The sequence below is a fragment of the Xanthomonas rydalmerensis genome, from assembly GCF_033170385.1.
In the GTDB taxonomy this organism is placed as follows: Bacteria; Pseudomonadota; Gammaproteobacteria; order Xanthomonadales; family Xanthomonadaceae; genus Xanthomonas_A; species Xanthomonas_A rydalmerensis.
Genome location: NZ_CP126170.1, coordinates 2029116 through 2045682, shown reverse-complemented (window position 1 = coordinate 2045682; position 16567 = coordinate 2029116). Strand labels below are relative to the sequence as shown.

12 protein-coding genes are annotated in these 16567 nt (G+C 69.7%); 8 read left to right on the top strand and 4 right to left on the bottom strand.

What is annotated here, in order from left to right; all coding sequences use genetic code 11:
• Window positions 1-147 precede the first annotated feature (147 nt).
• The 3 genes from QN245_RS08460 (at window position 148) to QN245_RS08450 (ending at window position 5282) form a co-directional block, all read left to right on the top strand.
• Entirely contained in the window at window positions 148-1920 is a 1773-nt protein-coding gene (locus QN245_RS08460; RefSeq protein ID WP_317845048.1) for a M14 family metallopeptidase, read from the top strand.
• 76 nt (window positions 1921-1996) lie between these two features.
• Complete coding sequence (locus tag QN245_RS08455; protein ID WP_317845047.1) at window positions 1997-4246, top strand: beta-glucosidase family protein; 2250 nt, start codon at window positions 1997-1999, stop codon at window positions 4244-4246.
• A gap of 148 nt (window positions 4247-4394) precedes the next feature.
• A complete protein-coding gene (locus QN245_RS08450) occupies window positions 4395-5282 on the top strand; it encodes an endonuclease/exonuclease/phosphatase family protein (protein ID WP_317845046.1) in 888 nt (295 codons plus the stop codon).
• A 434-nt stretch (window positions 5283-5716) separates the two neighbouring features.
• On the opposite strand, the gene QN245_RS08445 is transcribed toward QN245_RS08450, so the two are convergent.
• Window positions 5717-6328, bottom strand: a complete 612-nt coding sequence (locus tag QN245_RS08445; RefSeq protein WP_317845045.1) for a superoxide dismutase — start codon at window positions 6326-6328, stop codon at window positions 5717-5719.
• Window positions 6329-6623: 295 nt separating this feature from the next.
• Between QN245_RS08445 and QN245_RS08440 the strand changes: the two genes are divergently transcribed.
• Entirely contained in the window at window positions 6624-7091 is a 468-nt protein-coding gene (locus tag QN245_RS08440; protein WP_184447675.1) for a guanyl-specific ribonuclease, read from the top strand.
• Entirely contained in the window at window positions 7088-7549 is a 462-nt protein-coding gene (locus QN245_RS08435) for a barstar family protein (protein ID WP_160970724.1), read from the top strand. Before QN245_RS08440 ends, QN245_RS08435 begins: the two co-directional genes overlap by 4 nt.
• A 94-nt stretch (window positions 7550-7643) precedes the next feature.
• Here the strand turns inward: QN245_RS08435 and QN245_RS08430 are convergent, their stop codons facing one another.
• Window positions 7644-9533: an ATP-binding cassette domain-containing protein gene (locus tag QN245_RS08430; protein WP_160970725.1), complete on the bottom strand. Its 1890-nt coding sequence runs from the start codon at window positions 9531-9533 to the stop codon at window positions 7644-7646.
• 433 nt (window positions 9534-9966) lie between these two features.
• Between QN245_RS08430 and QN245_RS08425 the strand changes: the two genes are divergently transcribed.
• The 3 genes from QN245_RS08425 to QN245_RS08415 all read left to right on the top strand — a co-directional run bounded on the left by QN245_RS08425 (window position 9967) and on the right by QN245_RS08415 (window position 12792).
• Entirely contained in the window at window positions 9967-10656 is a 690-nt protein-coding gene (locus QN245_RS08425; protein WP_317845044.1) for an alpha/beta fold hydrolase, read from the top strand.
• A gap of 235 nt (window positions 10657-10891) precedes the next feature.
• Window positions 10892-12268: an ATP-dependent RNA helicase DbpA gene (gene dbpA / locus QN245_RS08420; RefSeq protein ID WP_317845043.1), complete on the top strand. Its 1377-nt coding sequence runs from the start codon at window positions 10892-10894 to the stop codon at window positions 12266-12268.
• Window positions 12269-12282: 14 nt separating this feature from the next.
• Window positions 12283-12792, top strand: coding sequence for a DUF6985 domain-containing protein (locus QN245_RS08415; RefSeq protein WP_317845042.1), 510 nt, complete (start codon window positions 12283-12285; stop codon window positions 12790-12792).
• Window positions 12793-12849: 57 nt separating this feature from the next.
• On the opposite strand, the gene QN245_RS08410 is transcribed toward QN245_RS08415, so the two are convergent.
• Together QN245_RS08410 and QN245_RS08405 are read right to left on the bottom strand one after the other, a co-directional pair.
• Window positions 12850-13389, bottom strand: coding sequence for an adenine phosphoribosyltransferase (locus QN245_RS08410; protein ID WP_160970731.1), 540 nt, complete (start codon window positions 13387-13389; stop codon window positions 12850-12852).
• Between the two features lie 48 nt (window positions 13390-13437).
• The gene (locus tag QN245_RS08405; RefSeq protein ID WP_160970733.1) at window positions 13438-16563 is read right to left on the bottom strand and encodes an efflux RND transporter permease subunit; all 3126 of its coding nucleotides are present in this window, start codon (window positions 16561-16563) and stop codon (window positions 13438-13440) included.
• Window positions 16564-16567 lie beyond the last annotated feature (4 nt).

Below are 16567 nucleotides of genomic sequence, written 5' to 3'. Positions count from 1 at the left end.
GACGCACGTCCATTTCCTCGCTCTTCCTTGCCACAGGCACGTGCAATCGCGGCGCGGCATGCTCGGGAATGGGTGACACGCCCCAGGGTGCTTTCGCAATCGGCGCGCTGCCCGCATCATGGGGGTCTGTTCCGACACGGTGCCGAGATGATCCGAGCCTGGCTGGCCACCCTGCTGTTGCCGATGCTGCTGTGCAGCATGCCATCGCTGGCCAGCGAGGCGGGCCTGTCCACCGAGGCCGAGCGCAGCGGGTTCGCGCGCACCGGCCGCTACGCCGAAACCATCGCGCTGTGCGATGCGTTCGCGCAGCGCTATCCGCACGCGGTGCGCTGCTTCGACTTCGGCACCACGCCGGAAGGCCGGCCGATGAAGGCGTTGGCGGTGTCCACCTCCGGCGCATTCGATCCCGCCGCCGCACAGGCGCGCAAGCTGCCGGTGGTGCTGATCCAGGGCGGCATCCATGCCGGCGAGATCGACGGCAAGGACGCCGGCTTCCTCGCGCTGCGCCAGCTGCTCGACGGCCAGGCCGCGCGCGGCGCGCTGGACAAGCAGGTGTGGCTGTTCGTGCCGGTGTTCAACGTCGACGGACACGAGCGCTTCGGCGCCTGGAACCGGCCCAACCAGCGCGGCCCGGAGCAGATGGGCTGGCGCACCACCGCGCAGAACCTCAACCTCAACCGCGACTACGTCAAGGCCGATGCGCCGGAGATGCAGGCGATGCTGCGCCTGGTCGAGCAATGGGATCCGCTGCTGTACGTGGACCTGCACGTCACCGACGGCGCGCAGTTCGAGCACGACGTGTCGATTCAGGTGGAACCGCTGCACGCCGGCGACACCGCGCTGCGTGGCGACGGCCTGCGCCTGCGCGACGGCGTGCTCGCCGACCTGAAGCGGCAGGGCTCGCTGCCGCTGCCCTACTACCCCTCGTTCGTGGTCAACGACGACCCGACCTCCGGCTTCGAGGACGGCGTGCCGACACCGCGCTTTTCGCATGGCTATTTCCAGTTGCGCAACCGCTTCGGCATGCTGGTGGAGACGCATTCGTGGAAGCGCTACCCCGAACGCGTGCGCATCACCCGCAACACCATCGTCTCGGTACTGCAGCAGGTGGCGCGGCACGGTGCGCAGTGGCGCGCCGACGCACTGGCCGCCGACGTGCGCGCGCAAGCCCTGGAAGGGAAGACCGTGGCGCTGGACTACCGCACCACCGACGCCTCGCACCTGGTGGACTTCCGCGGCTACGCCTATACGCGCACGCCCTCGCCGGTCTCCGGCGCGCTGATGACCCGCTACGACGAGCGCACCCCGCAGATATGGCGCGTGCCGCTGCGCGACCAGATCGTGCCCAGCGTCGAAGTCGCCGCGCCGCGCGCCGGCTACCTGGTGCCGGCGGCGCAGGCCGCCCTGGTCGGTGCCAAGCTGCGCCAGCACGGCATTGCCTTCCGCACGCTGGACCACGACGCCACCCTGCCGGTGCAGACCTTCCGCGCCGACGACGCCAGCTTCGCCGCGCGCTCGTCCGAAGGCCACCAGCGGCTCAGCGTCACCGGCGCCTGGAAACCCGAGACCCGCGCCGTCTGCGCCGGCGCGCTGTTCGTGCCGATCGCCCAGCCCAAGGCGCGGCTGCTGATAGCGCTGCTGGAACCGCAGGCGCCGGACTCGCTGCTGCAATGGGGCGAGTTCAACAGCGCGTTCGAGCGCGCCGAATACATGGAGGACTACGTCGCCGAGGACGTGGCGCGGCAGATGCTGGCCAGCGACCCGGCGCTCAAGGCCGAGTTCGAGGACAAGCTCGAACACGACGCGGCCTTCGCCAAGGACCCGCAAGCGCGGCTGGAGTTCTTCTACCGCCGCCACAACTCCTGGGACGAGCGCTACCGCCTGTACCCGGTCATGCGCAGCGACGAAGCACCGTCCTGACGCGCGGTTCCGCCCTCCCCCCAACTCCCCCCGATGCGCCTTCCCTTTATCTGCTAGTGAGGCTGTTCGCCCCGATATGAAAACGTTTACAGGATCCCTTTGCCTGACCCTCGCGCTGACCGCGCCCGCCTCCGCCGCGCCGCCGGCGACGGCCGTGGGCACGGCGTCCACGCCGAACGCCGCTGCTGCGCAGCGTCCCTGGAACGACCGCAGCCTGTCGCCGGACCGGCGCGCCGCGCTGCTGGTGCAGGCGATGACGCCGGACGAGAAGTTCCAGATGCTGCACAGCTACTTCGGGCTGGGCAAGGACGGCGGCCCGCGGCCACCCGGCGCGATCGGCTCGGCCGGCTACGTGCCGGCGGTCGAGCGCCTGGGCATCCCCGCGCAGCAGCTGGCCGATGCCGGCGTCGGCGTGACCAACCCCGGCAACATCCGCCCCGGCGACCACGCCACCGCGATGCCCTCCGGCCCCGCCACCGCCGCCACCTGGAACCGCGCGCTGGCCTTCGCCGGCGGCGCCACCATGGGCCGCGAGGCCTGGCAGCAGGGCTTCAACGTGCTGCTGGCCGGCAGCGTCAACCTGCAGCGCGACCCGCGCAACGGCCGCAACTTCGAGTACGCCGGCGAGGATCCGCTGCTGGCCGGCGTGCTGGTCGGCGAATCGATCCGCGGCGTGCAGAGCCAGCACGTGGTCTCGACCATGAAGCACTTCGCGATGAACGACCTGGAGACCGGGCGCAACACCCACAGCGCCGACATCGGCGAACAGGCCATGCACGAATCGGACCTGCTGGCCTTCGAGCTGGCGCTGAAGATCGGCCAGCCCGGCTCGGTGATGTGTTCGTACAACCGCATCAACGGCGTGTACGGCTGCGAGCACGACTACCTGCTCAACCAGGTGCTGAAGCAGGAGTGGAAGTTCCCCGGCTACGTGATGTCCGACTGGGGCGGCGTGCACAGCGGCTCCAAGGCGGCGTTGGCCGGCCTGGACCAGCAGTCGGCCGGCGAAGTGTTCGACAAGGCGGTGTACTTCGACCAGCCGCTGCGCATGGCGGTGGCCGCCGGCACCGTGCCGCAGGCGCGCCTGGACGACATGGTCAAGCGCATCCTGCGCGCCTTCATCGCCACCGGCAGTTTCGACAACCCGCCGCAGCACCAGCCGATCGACGATGCCGCCGGCGGCCTGGCCGCGCAGCGCGTGGTCGAGGAAGGCACGGTGCTGTTGCGCAACGAGGGCAAGCTGCTGCCGCTGTCGCGCAACCTGCGCCGCATCGCGGTGATCGGCGGGCATGCCGACAAGGGTGTGATCGGCGGCGGCGGTTCCTCGATGGTCGGGGTCACCGTCAACGGCGGCAACGCGGTGCCGGGGATCGCCCCGACCACCTGGCCGGGACCGGTGATGTTCCATCCGTCCTCGCCGCTGCAGGCGCTGCGCAAGGCGCTGCCGGATGCGCAGATCGACTACGCCAGCGGCGACGACCCCGCGGCCGCGGCCAAGCTGGCGCGCGAGGCCGAGGTGGCGATCGTGTTCGCCACGCAATGGTCGGCCGAATCGGTGGACCTGCCGGACATCGCCCTGCCCGACAAGCAGGACGCACTGATCGCGGCAGTGGTCAAGGCCAACCCGAAGACGGCGGTGGTGCTGGAGACCAACGGCCCGGTGGCGATGCCGTGGCTGCAGCAGGTGCCGGCGGTGCTGGAGGCCTGGTACCCGGGCATCCGCGGCGGTGAAGGTCTGGCGCGGCTGCTGCTGGGCGAGGTCAATCCGTCCGGCCGCCTGCCGGTGACCTGGCTGCGCGACGTGTCGCAACTGCCGCGGCCGTCGATTCCCGGCCTGGGCTTCAAGCCGGCGCAACCGCCGGGGAGCAACGTCGACTACAACATCGAAGGCGCCAACGTCGGCTACCGCTGGTTCGCCGCGCGCGGCCTGGAGCCGGTGTATCCGTTCGGCTATGGCCTGTCCTACACCACGTTCGCTTACTCGAACTTCAAGGTGCAGGCCAACGGTAGCCACGTCGTCGCCAGTTTCGATGTGCGCAACACCGGCGATCGCGAAGGCGCCGACGTGCCGCAGCTGTACCTGCGCCTGCCGCAGGGCCACCACACCCCGATCCGCCTGGTCGGCTGGGACAAGGTGATGCTCAAGCCGGGCGAGAGCCGCCACGTCAGCATCGTCGCCGAGCCCAAGACCCTGGCCGACTTCGATCCGAAGAAGCGCCACTGGCACATCGCCGCCGGCGACTACGAGCTGCTGCTGGGCCGTTCGGCGACGCAGGTGGAAGCGCGCGCGCCGCTGCACCTGAAGGACGGCGTGCTGCAGCACTGAGCTTTCGCGCCGCGTCCCCCCGCCTCCGCGCGCCGGAGGCGGGGCGATGTTCGCGATTGTCAGCTGCGCGGCATCGATTGTGTGGCGGACGCCGCAGCGCCGCCGGCTGTATACGCAACCCTGAGACCCTGCGCCGTAGCATCGCCACATGAATCCCCGCGTCTTCCGATGGCATCGCACCGGCTGGCTGTTGCTGGCCGTGGCGGCATTGGCACAGGCGCAGGCCATGACCGACGCGGTGCCGACGGTCCAGGCAGCGCCGGACAGCCCCCTTACCGTGGTCACCCTCACGCTCGCCGTCGATCCACGCCAGGCGCAGGAGGGCGACGACTGGCCCGCACGCCGCGAGCGCATCGTGGTGGCCCTGCAGCGGCTGCACCCCGACGCCATCGCCCTGCAGGAAGTGCTGCAGACGCCGGAGATGCCGAACCAGGCGCAATGGCTGGCCGCGCGCCTGGGCTACCACTGCCACTTCATCAGCCCCGATCCGCCGAGCCGACCGCAACGCCGCGGCAACGCGCTGCTGACCCGCCTGCCGGTGCTGGAGGAAGCCGAGACCTTGCTGCATCCGCTGGAGGACTACAGCGTGGCCGGCCTGGTGCGGGTGGACCTGCACGGGCAGCCGGTGAACCTGTACTTCACTCGACTGCACGCCGCGCGCGACGGCAGCGCCAGCCGCCGCGAACAGGCCGAGGATCTGATGGCATGGATCGATGCCACCGCCGAGGGCGTGCCTTCGCTGCTGGCGGGCGGCTTCTTCGCCGCAGCGCGCGCGCCCGAACTGGCGCCGCTGGCGGTGCGCTTCGAGGACGGCAGCGTGCGCGGCGAGTCGCCACGCAACCGGATCGACGTGCGGGCACCCGCCACGACGGCGGCGGCCGACCACGTGTTCTTCGAACGCGGCCACTTCCGCCCGCTGCGCGGCGCACGCCTGTTCGCGCCGGCGCCGAACCTGCCCGCAGCCGGCACGCGTGGCCTGCTGATGACACTGCAGCCGCTGGACCCGATGCCGACATCGCTGCAACCGGCGCCGTAGCGGACGGCCAGCTGGGCGAGGTCGCACGCCGTGCGATACGGCGCGTGGGGATGGACCGGCGGTGTGCCATTGCACGCAACGATCGTGCACCGCTGATGCCCTGCCTTCGTCACGCATCACCGCATCTGTTGTAGGAGCGGCTTCAGCCGCGACGGGCATTCCCGGTAACGCCCATCGCGGCTGAAGCCGCTCCTACAGGTGCGTCCCTAGGTTGTTCGAGGTGCCCTGGCGACGCAGCGGCGCAAGCGGTGGCCGATGCGGCACAGACCGCCATCGCTGCCGAAGCACGCTGCTCACGCGCGCGAAGGCACGTGCCAACCTGCCTCTCCGCACCTCGCTGCCACGCCCCGCTCGCACTACAGCGCTTCTGTCTGACACACACAAAAAAGGCCGGGCGAACCCGGCCTTCTTCATGTCGCGATGCTGGCGCGCGATCAGCCGATCGCGGCGTGGTAGCGGCGCTCCACTTCCTTCCAGTCGACCACGTTGAAGAACGCGCCGATGTAGTCCGGACGGCGGTTCTGGTACTTCAGGTAGTAGGCGTGTTCCCACACGTCCAGGCCCAGGATCGGGGTGTTGCCCTCGAACAGCGGGCTGTCCTGGTTGGCGGTGCTCTCGACCACCAGCTTCTTGTCGGGGGTGACGCTCAGCCAGGCCCAGCCGCTGCCGAAGCGGGTCAGCGCGGCCTTGGTGAAGGCTTCCTTGAACTTGTCGAAGCCGCCCAGTTCGCTGTCGATCGCCTTGCCCACGTCGCCGCTCGGGGTGCCGCCGGCATTGGGCGCCATCACCGTCCAGAACAGCGAGTGGTTGGCATGGCCGCCGCCGTTGTTGCGCACCGGACCCTGCAGGTTCTCCGGCAGCGACTTCAGCTTGGACGCCAGCGCCTCGATCGGCAGATCGGCGTACTCGGTGCCTTCCAGCGCGGCGTTGACGTTGTTGATGTAGGTCTGGTGATGCTTGGTGTGATGGATCTCCATCGTCTGCGCATCGATGTGCGGTTCCAGCGCGTCGTAGGCGTAGGGCAACTTGGGGAGGGTGTAGGCCATGCGGTTCTCCTGGACTTTCGCCGTCGAAAGGACGAGCGTTGCGTGAGCAATGGTAGGGACGGTCGGCGACCTTACCAAGGGCGCGGCTGGGGAAACATCGTCCCATCCCGCGGCGGCGGTGCCGGCCGGCCTTACGAATCGGCGCCTACCATGCCCCACGCCCCGGTTAGTCGGATGTGAATCGCACGCGTCACAGGCGTGACCGGCGGCGTTTAGAGCGGGAACAGGCAGGCCGGCCCATACTGTGCGCGATGGCGCCATGCCGCGCGCCGCTGCCGTTCCTGCAGGAGAGTCCATGCGCAAGCCCGTGCTGTTGATCGCCGCCATCGTGTTGCTGGTCGGCGGGCTGTGGGGCATCCGCGGGCTGCAGCATCCGCCGCACCCGCAATTCGCGCCCTCGCTCGACGCCGCCGCAAAGACCCCATACACCGCACCCGGCAACTCCACGCCCGCCGACGCGGCATCGCCGGAACTGCCGGCGTTTCTGCCGCCCGAAGCGCACGCCACGGTGGCGCTGATCCTGCGTGGCGGCCCGTTCCCGCATCGCCAGGATGGCAGCGTGTTCGGCAACCGCGAGAACCGGTTGCCGGCGCAACCGCGCGGCTATTACCGCGAGTACACCGTCGATACCCCCGGCCTGTCGCATCGCGGCGCGCGCCGCATCGTCACCGGCGGCACGCCGCCGCAGGTCTGGTATTACAGCGACGACCACTACGACAGTTTCCGCAGCTTCCAGGTCGGCGGTGCGGGGCCGACGCCATGAGCGGCTTCCCGTTCGCGCTGAACCTGGCCGAGCCGGCTGCCTCCGGCGTGTATCGCGTCGCCAACCGCGACCTGGACAGCGTCGCCGCCCTGGCCCGCGACGCCGGCCTGCGGCTGTGCCGGATCGACCTGGACGGTTGCACCGGCAAGGCCATGCTGCTGATGCGGTTGGCCGCGCAATTGGACTTCCCACCCGGCTTCGGCCGCAACTGGGACGCGCTCACCGATGGCCTGCGCGACCTGTCCTGGCTGCCCTCCCCCCGCGGTTATGCGCTGCTGCTGGAGGATGCCGGGCAGTTGCAGGCGGTGGCGCAGCCGGCCTTCGACGTGCTGCTGGAGATCCTCGACGACGTCGCCCGCGAGTGGGCCCAGGACGGCGTCAGCTTCGTCGCGTTCGTGGGCGGAAGCCGGGACCCGGGACCCGGGACCGGGGACCCGGAAGAGCGCGATCCGGCGTAGCAATGTTCCCTGCGCGTGCGACGGGAATAATTGCGCTCCTTGATCTGCCCTTGTTTTTTCGTGCCCCGGGTCCCCGGTCCCGGGCCCCGGCTTTTCAGGCGTCCAACTCGCTCCAGCGCGCATACGCCGCATCCAGGTCCGCCTGCGCCTGGCTCAAGGCCTGCGTGTGCGCATTCACCGCCGCCGCGTCGCGCTGATAGAACGCCGCGTCCGTCATCGCCTCGGTCAGTGCCGCGACCTGCTGTTCCAGCGCTTCGATCCGCGCCGGCAACTGCTCCAGTTCGCGCGCGTCCTTGTAGCTGAGCTTGCGCTTGGCCGGCGCGGGCGCCGCGGCGGCCGCCACCGGCGTGGTCGCCGCCGCGGTGGCCGAGGCCTTGGCGACTGCCATGGCACTGGCCGGGGCCGCCGGGCGCTGGCGCACCCAGTCGCTGTAGCCACCGACGTACTCGCCGATGCGGCCATCGCCTTCCATGACCATGGTCGAGGTCACCACGTTGTCGATGAAATCGCGGTCGTGGCTGACCAGCAACAAGGTGCCGCTGTAGTCGCCGAGCAGTTCTTCCAGCAGCTCCAGGGTTTCCACGTCCAGGTCGTTGGTCGGTTCGTCCATCACCAGCAGGTTGGACGGCTGCGCGAACAGCCGCGCCAGCAGCAGGCGGTTGCGCTCGCCGCCGGACAGACGGGTGATCGGCGCACGCGCGCGCTCCGGGGTGAACAGGAAATCCTGCAGGTAGGCATGCACGTGCTTGCGCTTGCCGTTGACCTCGATGAAGTCGCGGCCCTCGGCCACGTTCTCGATCGCGCTCCAGTCCTCGCGCAGGGTGGCGCGGTACTGGTCGAAGTACGCCACCTGCAGATTGGTGCCGGCGCGCACTTCGCCCTGGTCCGGGGTCAGTTCGCCCAGCAACAGCTTCAGCAGCGTGGTTTTGCCGCTGCCGTTGGGGCCGATCAGGCCGATGCGGTCGCCGCGCAGGATGGTGGTGGAAAAATCGCGCACCATGCTGCGCGCGCCGAAGGCGAAGCTCAGGTCCTTGGCCTCGATCACCTTCTTGCCGGAGGACTCGCCCTGCGCCGCTTCCATGCGCACGTTGCCGCCGAGTTCGCGGCGCTGGGTGCGCTCGCGACGCATCGCTTCCAGCCGCCGTACCCGGCCCTCGTCGCGGGTACGCCGCGCCTTGATGCCCTGGCGGATCCACACTTCTTCCTGCGCCAGCAGCTTGTCGAAGCGCGCGTTTTCCTGCGCCTGCGCGTTGAGCCGCTCCTCGCGGCGGCGCTCGTAGTTGGCCCAGTCGCCCGGCCAGCTGCTGACCTGGCCGCGGTCGATCTCGACGATGCGGGTGGCCAGGGCACGCAGGAAACGCCGGTCGTGGGTCACGAACACGACGCTGCCGTTCCAGCCCTTGAGGAAGCCTTCCAGCCAGTCGATGGCCTCGATGTCGAGGTGGTTGGTCGGTTCGTCCAGCAACAGCAGGTCCGGCGCCGACACCAGCGCCCGCGCCAGCAGCACCCGGCGCTTCATGCCGCCGGACAGCCGCGCGAACTCGGCATCGCCGTCCAGCTCCAGGCGGGTCAGAGTCTCGTTGACCCGTTGGTCCAGCGCCCAGCCATTGGCGCCATCGATCTTGGACTGCACCGCGCCCAGCGCATCGCCGTCGAACTCGGCGGCATGGCTGAGCCGATGGAACTCGGCCAGCCAATGGCCAAGCTCGCCCAGGCCGTCGGCGACCACGTCGAACACGCTGCCGGCGGCGCCATGCGGCACCTCCTGCTCGAGCCGGGCGATGCGCACGCCCTGCTGCACGCGAACTTCGCCGTCGTCGGGCTTGAGCTCGCCGGCGATCAGTTTCATCAAGGTGGATTTGCCGGCGCCGTTGCGGCCGATCAGGGCGATCCGCTCGCCCGGCTCGATCGACAGGTCGGTCTTTTCCAGCAACAAGGGGCCGCCGACGCTGTAGTCGAGGTTCTGCAGAGTGATAAGAGGCATTGCGCCATTGTACGTGGATGCGCCCCTCGCCGAACCCGAACGCCGCGCCGGACCTGTGCTGCGGCCAACGCTGCCGCACCATGCGCATCGCCGTGGAACGACTCGAGGCGCAGTTCGGTGCCGGCACCCCCGACGACGCCTGCCACTCGCCCTCCACCCTCCGAACCCCACTTGCGTCGGCTCTTGCTGCACCTGGACGACGGGCCGGCAGATCCGCGGCCGAGGGCCGGCGCAGAGGCCAGGATCGCCGAGACCGACGATCGCGTCTTCCTGCACAACGGGGCCGCCCTCGGTCTGGCGCCGAAAACGGCGTAGAAGGACGCGTCGCACCGCTAGACTGCGTCCACCTCGCGCCTGGACGCCGCCGTTTATCCGCCGTGCCCTCCTATCATCGCCTCCACGCCGTGGCCACCCACCGAATCCCGCCCCGATCATGACCGCGCTCGTCATCCTGCCTGGTCTGGACGGCACCAGCGCACTGCTGCCCGCCTTCGTCGCCGAAGCCCGGCGTTACTTTGCGCAGGTCACAGTGGTGGCATACCCAAGCGACCGACCAGCGTCGTACGCGGAACTGGAGCAACTGGCACGGCAGTCGCTGCCACAGCAGCGCTTCGTTCTGCTCGGCGAGTCGTTCTCCGGTCCTATCGCCCTGTCGCTCGCGGCGCAACGCCCGGCCGGGTTGGCCGGCCTGGTCCTGTCCACCACCTTCGCGCGCAATCCGGTCCCGGCACTGGCGCCGTTCGCGTCGCTGACACGCTTCGCACCGGCGCATCGCCTGCCCACGGCCGCATTGCGCTGGTGGCTGCTCGGGCGCTGGGCGACGCCGGCGCTGGAGACGCAACTGACACGCACCTTGCGCGGGATCGCCCCGGCGGTGCTGCGCGACCGCGCGGCGAGCGCCCTGCGCGTGGACGTCAGCGCCCGCCTCGCCGACGTCGCCGTGCCGACCCTGTACCTGCGCGCCCGCCACGATCGGCTGATGCATCGCGCAGCGGGCAACACGATCCTCGTCGGCATTCCCGGCGCCCGCTGCATCGAGCTGCCTGGCCCGCACTTGTTGCTGCAGACCGCCCCGGCCGCCAGCGCATGCGCCATCGCCGACTGGTTCGCGGCACTGACCTGAGCAGGCATTCACGTCCCGAATCCGCTGCAGCGGCCGTTCTCATCTGTTCCGAACGAAACCTACCAGTGCTCCAGAGGCAAGCCCGCCGCAGCTGAAGCCGTCACGACGACGCACGACGCGCACCACGCGACGCTCAGGGCACGCCGGCCCACCCACTCCCGAATCCCGAATCCCGAATCCCCCCCTCACCAATCCCCACTCCCGAATCCCCGCCGTCAACCGGCTAAAATGCCGCATGAACGATTTCGCCTCTCTCTCCCTTTCTCCCGCGCTCGCGCCCGGCATCGATGCGCTCGGTTACACGAGCATGACCCCGGTGCAGGCGCAGAGCCTGCCGCCGATCCTGGCCGGCCAGGACGTCATCGTGCAGGCGCCCACCGGCAGCGGCAAGACCGCGGCGTTCGGCCTGGGCCTGCTGCACAAGCTGGATCCGGCGCTGAGCCGCGCGCAGGCGCTGGTGCTGTGCCCGACCCGCGAACTGGCCGACCAGGTCGGCAAGCAGCTGCGCAAGCTGGCCACCGGCATCCCCAACATGAAGCTGGTGGTGCTGACCGGCGGCATGCCGCTGGGCCCGCAGTTGGCCTCGCTGGAGGCGCACGACCCGCAGGTGGTGGTCGGCACGCCCGGCCGCATCCAAGAGCTGGCGCGCAAGCGGGCGCTGCACCTGGGCGGGGTGCGCACGCTGGTGCTGGACGAGGCCGACCGCATGCTCGACATGGGTTTCGAGGAGCCGATCCGCGAAATCGCCAGCCGGTGCGACAAGCACCGGCAGAGCCTGCTGTTCTCGGCCACCTTCCCGGAGGAAATCCGCGCATTGGCGCGCGACCTGCTTAAGGAACCGGCGGAAATCACCATCGAAGGCGCCGACAGCGCGCCGGAAATCGACCAGCAGTTCTTCGAGATCGACCCCACCTACCGGCAGAAGGCGGTGGCCGGCCTGCTGCTGCGCTTCACTCCCGAGTCCAGCGTGGTGTTCTGCAACACCCGCAAGGAGGTCGACGAAGTCGCCGGGTCGCTGCAGCAGTTCGGCTTCTCCGCACTCGCGCTGCATGGCGACATGGAGCAGCGCGACCGCGACGAGGTGCTGGTGCGCTTCGTCAACCGCAGCTGCAACGTGCTGGTGGCCAGCGACGTGGCCGCGCGCGGGCTGGACGTGGAAGACCTGGCGGCGGTGATCAACTACGAACTGCCGACCGACAGCGAGACCTACCGCCACCGCATCGGCCGCACCGCGCGCGCCGGCAAGCATGGCCTGGCCCTGAGCCTGGTGGCGCCGCGCGAGACCGCGCGCGCGCAGGCGCTGGAAACCGAACAGGGCCAGCCGCTGCGCTGGTCGCGCGCACCGCTGGCCACCGCGCGGCCGGCGCAGTTGCCGCAGGCGGCGATGGTCACCCTGCGCATCGACGGCGGCAAGACCGACAAGCTGCGTCCCGGCGACATCCTCGGCGCGCTGACCGGCGATGCCGGGCTGTCCGGCGCGGCGATCGGCAAGATCGCGATCTACGCCACCCGCTCCTACGTCGCCATTGCCCGTGCCCATGCCGGCAAGGCGCTGGCGCAGCTGCAGGCCGGCAAGATCAAGGGCCGCCGGTTCCGCGTCGCCAAGCTATGAACGCATCGACGGAATTGCAGACCGTCCTCGCGTCGCTGGAGCAGGACGAAGACGGCACCGCCTGGAGCGCAGCGGTATCGGTGCCGTGGATGCAGGACGCGTGCAGCTTCGTGTTCGAGGACTACGCGGAGGATCCGGCGCCGGCCGACTTCGCCGCCGCCGTCGCCGCATTCCTGCGCATCGACCAGGCCGTGCTCGACGCGGCGACGCCGCATGTGTTCGCCTATTACCGGCGCATGCATGCCCTGCACCAGCAATACGGCACACCCTGCCCGCGCATCGACGACCCGTCGCAAGTGTGGCGACACGTGCAGTTCGGCGGCGAGGCCTACGTCAGCCGCTATCGCGACGGCCGCCTGCGCATCAGCCTGGAGTGCAACTGCGACTGGGAAGCCGAACACGGGCTGCAACTGGTATTCACCGACGCCGGCCGGATCTGCAAGATCGGTCCGTTCGATGGCCACCTGAGCCACGCCGACGCGTATGCCGACTCGGCGCTGGAGGACGTGATCTACCCCCATTGAGCCGGTTGCCGCCGCAGACGCGCCCGATCTAGGCCGCGCCCGTGCGCGGCATCTGCCTCAGTAGCGCAACGGCGCGGTGAGCGGAATGTCCGCGGGCCAGCGCGCCCGCGCACCGAGTTCGCCGAGTTCCACCAGCACCGTCGCCGCCACCACCTCGGCGCCCATCCGCTGCGCCAGGGCCAGGGCCGCCAGCAGCGTGCCGCCGGTGGCCAGCACGTCGTCGACCAGCAGCACGCGCATGCCCGGCCGTAGCGCATCGGCATGGATCTCGATGCGGTCGCGGCCGTACTCCAGGCCGTAGTCCTGGGCCAGGGTCTGTGCCGGCAGCTTGCCGGGCTTGCGCACCGGCACGAAACCGGTGCGCAGTTCGTGCGCCAGCGGCGCGCCGAGGATGAAGCCGCGGGCCTCGATGCCCAGCACCGCGTCCAGCGGAGTGCCGCGCCAGGGCTGGGCCAACGCATCCAGGGCGGAGGCGAAATCAGGCCCGTCGGCTAGCAGCGGGGTGATGTCCTTGAACAGGATGCCGGGCTTGGGAAAGTCCGGCACATCGCGAATCAAAGTGGCCCAGGTCGGGGAATCGGCAACGGCGTCGGTCATGGTCACGCGTCCCGGCAGGCCGGGACGATCGATGGGGGGCGCGACATCCTACCCGCTGTGCGCTGCCGTTGCCGCATCCGCCGGGCTGCGCCGCAGCGCGCGCCGCACCAGCACGAAGAACAACGGCACCAGCAACACCGCCAGCACGGTGCCGGTGACCATGCCGCCGATCACGCACACGCCGATCTCGCGGCGGCTGGAGGCGCCGGCGCCGGTGGACAGCGCCAGCGGCAGCACGCCGGCCACGAACGCCAGCGAGGTCATCACGATCGGCCGCAGGCGCAGCCGCGCGCCTTCCAGCGTCGCCTCCAGCAACGGCCGCCCGGCACGCTGTCGCGCCTCGGCGAATTCGACGATCAGGATCGCGTTCTTCGCCGACAGGCCGATCGTGGTCAGCAGGCCGACCTGGAAATAGATGTCGTTGACGAAGCCGGCCAGCGTGGTCGCCAGCACCGTGCCGACCACGCCCAGCGGAATCACCAGCAACACCGCCACCGGGATCGACCAGCTCTCGTACAGCGCCGCCAGGCACAGGAAAATGAACAGGATCGAGGCGGTGTACAGCCACAGCGTCTGGTTGCTGGACAACTGCTCCTGATAGGACAGCCCGCTCCACTGCAGATCGAAGCCCTCCTGCTTGGCCACCAGCGCCTGCATGCGCTGCATCGCCTCGCCGGAACTGCTGCCGGCCGCCGCGCCGCCCTGGATCTGCGACGCCGGCAGGCCATTGAAGCGCTGCTGCAGCTGCGGGCCGCGGGTCCAGTGGGTGCTGGCGAAACTGGCGAACGGCGCCATCTGCCCGCCGCTGCCGCGCACGTACCACTGCGCGATGTCCTCCGGCAGCGCGCGGTACGGCGCGTCGCCCTGCACGTACACGCGCTTGACCCGGCCGCGGTCGATGAAGTCGTTGACGTAGCTGCCGCCCCACGCAGTGGCCAGGGTCGTATTGATGTCGCTCTGCGCCAGGCCCAGCGCGCTGGCCTGGGCATGGTCGATGTCCACCTGCAGCTGCGCCTTGTCGCCCAGGCCGTTGAGCCGCACCGCGGTCAGCTGCGGATCGTCGCCGGCGGCCTTGAGCACCTGCTGCTGCGCCTTCAGCAGCGCTGCGCGGCCGGCGCCGTCGCTGTCGCGGATCCACAGTTCGAAGCCGCTGGATTGGCCCAGGCCGCGCACCGCCGGCGGCGACAGCACACTGATCTTGGCGTCGCCGACGCCGCGGAAATGCGCGTTGGCGCGGTCGATGATGGCCTGCGCGGTGTTGTCGCGGTTGCGCTCGCCCCAGGGTCTGAGCGCCACGAAGGCCTGGCCGGCGTTCTGCCCGGTGCCGGCGTTGTTGCGCCCCACCACCATGAAGATCGCGGTGAGATTGGCCTTCTCGTGGGTCATGAAGTAGTCGCTGATGCGCTTGCCCAGGGCCTGGGTCTTGGCCAGCGGCGTGCCTTCCGGGGTGGTGAACTGGATCTGCACCTGGCCCTGGTCCTCCACCGGCAGGAAGCCGGTGGGCATGCGCATGTACAGCACGACCATCGCCAGCACCACCAGCGCATACAGCGCCATCCAGCGCCGCGGCCGCTGCAGCACGCTGCCGAGGCGGCGCTGGTAGGCCTGCTGGCCGCGCTCGACGCTGCGGTTGAACCATTGGAAGAAGCGGCCGAGCTTGCGCTCCTGCTCCACCGGCTTGAGCAGGGTCGCGCACAGCGCCGGGGTCAGGGTCAGCGCGACCAGCGCCGACAGCGCCATCGCCGAGGCGATGGTGATCGAGAACTGCCGGTAGATGATGCCGGTGGAGCCGCCGAAGAACGCCATCGGCAGGAACACCGCGCCCAGCACCACGGTGATGCCGATCAGCGCGCCGGTGATCTCGCCCATCGAGCGCTCGGTGGCCTCGCGCGGCGGCAGGTGTTCCTCGTGCATGATCCGCTCGACGTTCTCCACCACCACGATGGCGTCGTCCACCAGCAGGCCGATCGCCAGCACCATCGCGAACAGGGTCAGCGTGTTGATGGTGAAGCCGGCCGCGGCGAGGATGCCGAAGGTGCCCAGCAGCACCACCGGCACGGTGATCGCCGGGATCAGCGTGGCGCGGGCGTTCTGCAGGAACAGGAACATCACCACCACCACCAGCACGATGGCCTCGGCCAGGGTGTGCACCACGTTCTCGATGGAGATGCGCACGAACGGCGTGCTGTCGCGCGGATAGGCCACGTCCAGGCCCGGCGGGAAGGTCGGCTTGAGCCGTTCGATGGTGGCGTGGATCGCGTCGGAGGTGGCGATCGCATTGGCGCCGGCGGACAGCGTCACCGAGAAGCCGGACGCCGGGTGGCCATTGAGCGTGGCGTTGTTCTGGTAGTTCTCCGCGCCGATCTCCACCCGCGCCACATCGCCCAGGCGCACGCTGGAGCCGTCCGCGCGCGTGGCCAGGATGATCTGCCGGAACTGCTCGGGCGTTTGCAGCCGCGACTGCGCGGTGACCGTGGCGTTGAGTTCCTGCTCGGCGCCGGTGGGCAGCGCGCCGAGCTCGCCGGCGGTCACCTGGGTGTTCTGCGCCAGGATCGCGCTGCGCACGTCGCCGGGCATGAGTTGGTAGGCGTTGAGCTTGTGCGGGTCCAGCCACACCCGCATCGCGTACTGCGCGCCGAACACGTTGATCTCGCCAACGCCGTTGATGCGGCTGATCGGGTCCTGCAGGGTGCTGACCAGGTAGTCGGAGATGTCGACGTTGTCCATGCGGTCGGTGCGGTCGTAGATCGCCACCGCCATCAGGCTGTCGCCCTGCGACTTGGCCACGGTCACGCCCTGCTGCTGCACTTCCTGCGGCAGCCGGTTGAGCGCCTGGTTGACCGCGTTCTGCACCTGCACCTGGGCGATGTCGGGATTGGCCGCCTGGTCGAAGGTGATGCTGATCCGTGCCTGTCCGGACGAAGAACTGGTCGAGGAGAAGTACAGCAGGTGGTCGATGCCCTTGATCTGCTGTTCGATCACCTGGGTGACGCTGTCCTCCACGGTCTGCGCCGAGGCGCCGTTGTAGGTGGCGGTGACATTGACCGAGGGCGGCGCGATGTCCGGGTACTGCTCGATCGGCAGGGTGAACACGGCGATGGCGCCAGCGGCCATGATGCAGATGGCCAGGACCCAGGCGAAGATCGGGCGGTGGATGAAGAAACGCGGCAGCATGCGG

What these genes read in the sequence shown, in the direction of transcription:
- QN245_RS08460 (WP_317845048.1), top strand. Translation starts at nt 148, where the DNA reads ATGATCCGAGCCTGGCTGGCCACCCTGCTGTTGCCGATGCTGCTGTGC.
- QN245_RS08455 (WP_317845047.1), top strand. Translation starts at nt 1,997, where the DNA reads ATGAAAACGTTTACAGGATCCCTTTGCCTGACCCTCGCGCTGACCGCG.
- QN245_RS08450 (WP_317845046.1), top strand. Translation starts at nt 4,395, where the DNA reads ATGAATCCCCGCGTCTTCCGATGGCATCGCACCGGCTGGCTGTTGCTG.
- QN245_RS08445 (WP_317845045.1), bottom strand. Translation starts at nt 6,328, where the DNA reads ATGGCCTACACCCTCCCCAAGTTGCCCTACGCCTACGACGCGCTGGAA.
- QN245_RS08440 (WP_184447675.1), top strand. Translation starts at nt 6,624, where the DNA reads ATGCGCAAGCCCGTGCTGTTGATCGCCGCCATCGTGTTGCTGGTCGGC.
- QN245_RS08435 (WP_160970724.1), top strand. Translation starts at nt 7,088, where the DNA reads ATGAGCGGCTTCCCGTTCGCGCTGAACCTGGCCGAGCCGGCTGCCTCC.
- QN245_RS08430 (WP_160970725.1), bottom strand. Translation starts at nt 9,533, where the DNA reads ATGCCTCTTATCACTCTGCAGAACCTCGACTACAGCGTCGGCGGCCCC.
- QN245_RS08425 (WP_317845044.1), top strand. Translation starts at nt 9,967, where the DNA reads ATGACCGCGCTCGTCATCCTGCCTGGTCTGGACGGCACCAGCGCACTG.
- dbpA (WP_317845043.1), top strand. Translation starts at nt 10,892, where the DNA reads ATGAACGATTTCGCCTCTCTCTCCCTTTCTCCCGCGCTCGCGCCCGGC.
- QN245_RS08410 (WP_160970731.1), bottom strand. Translation starts at nt 13,389, where the DNA reads ATGACCGACGCCGTTGCCGATTCCCCGACCTGGGCCACTTTGATTCGC.
- QN245_RS08405 (WP_160970733.1), bottom strand. Translation starts at nt 16,563, where the DNA reads ATGCTGCCGCGTTTCTTCATCCACCGCCCGATCTTCGCCTGGGTCCTG.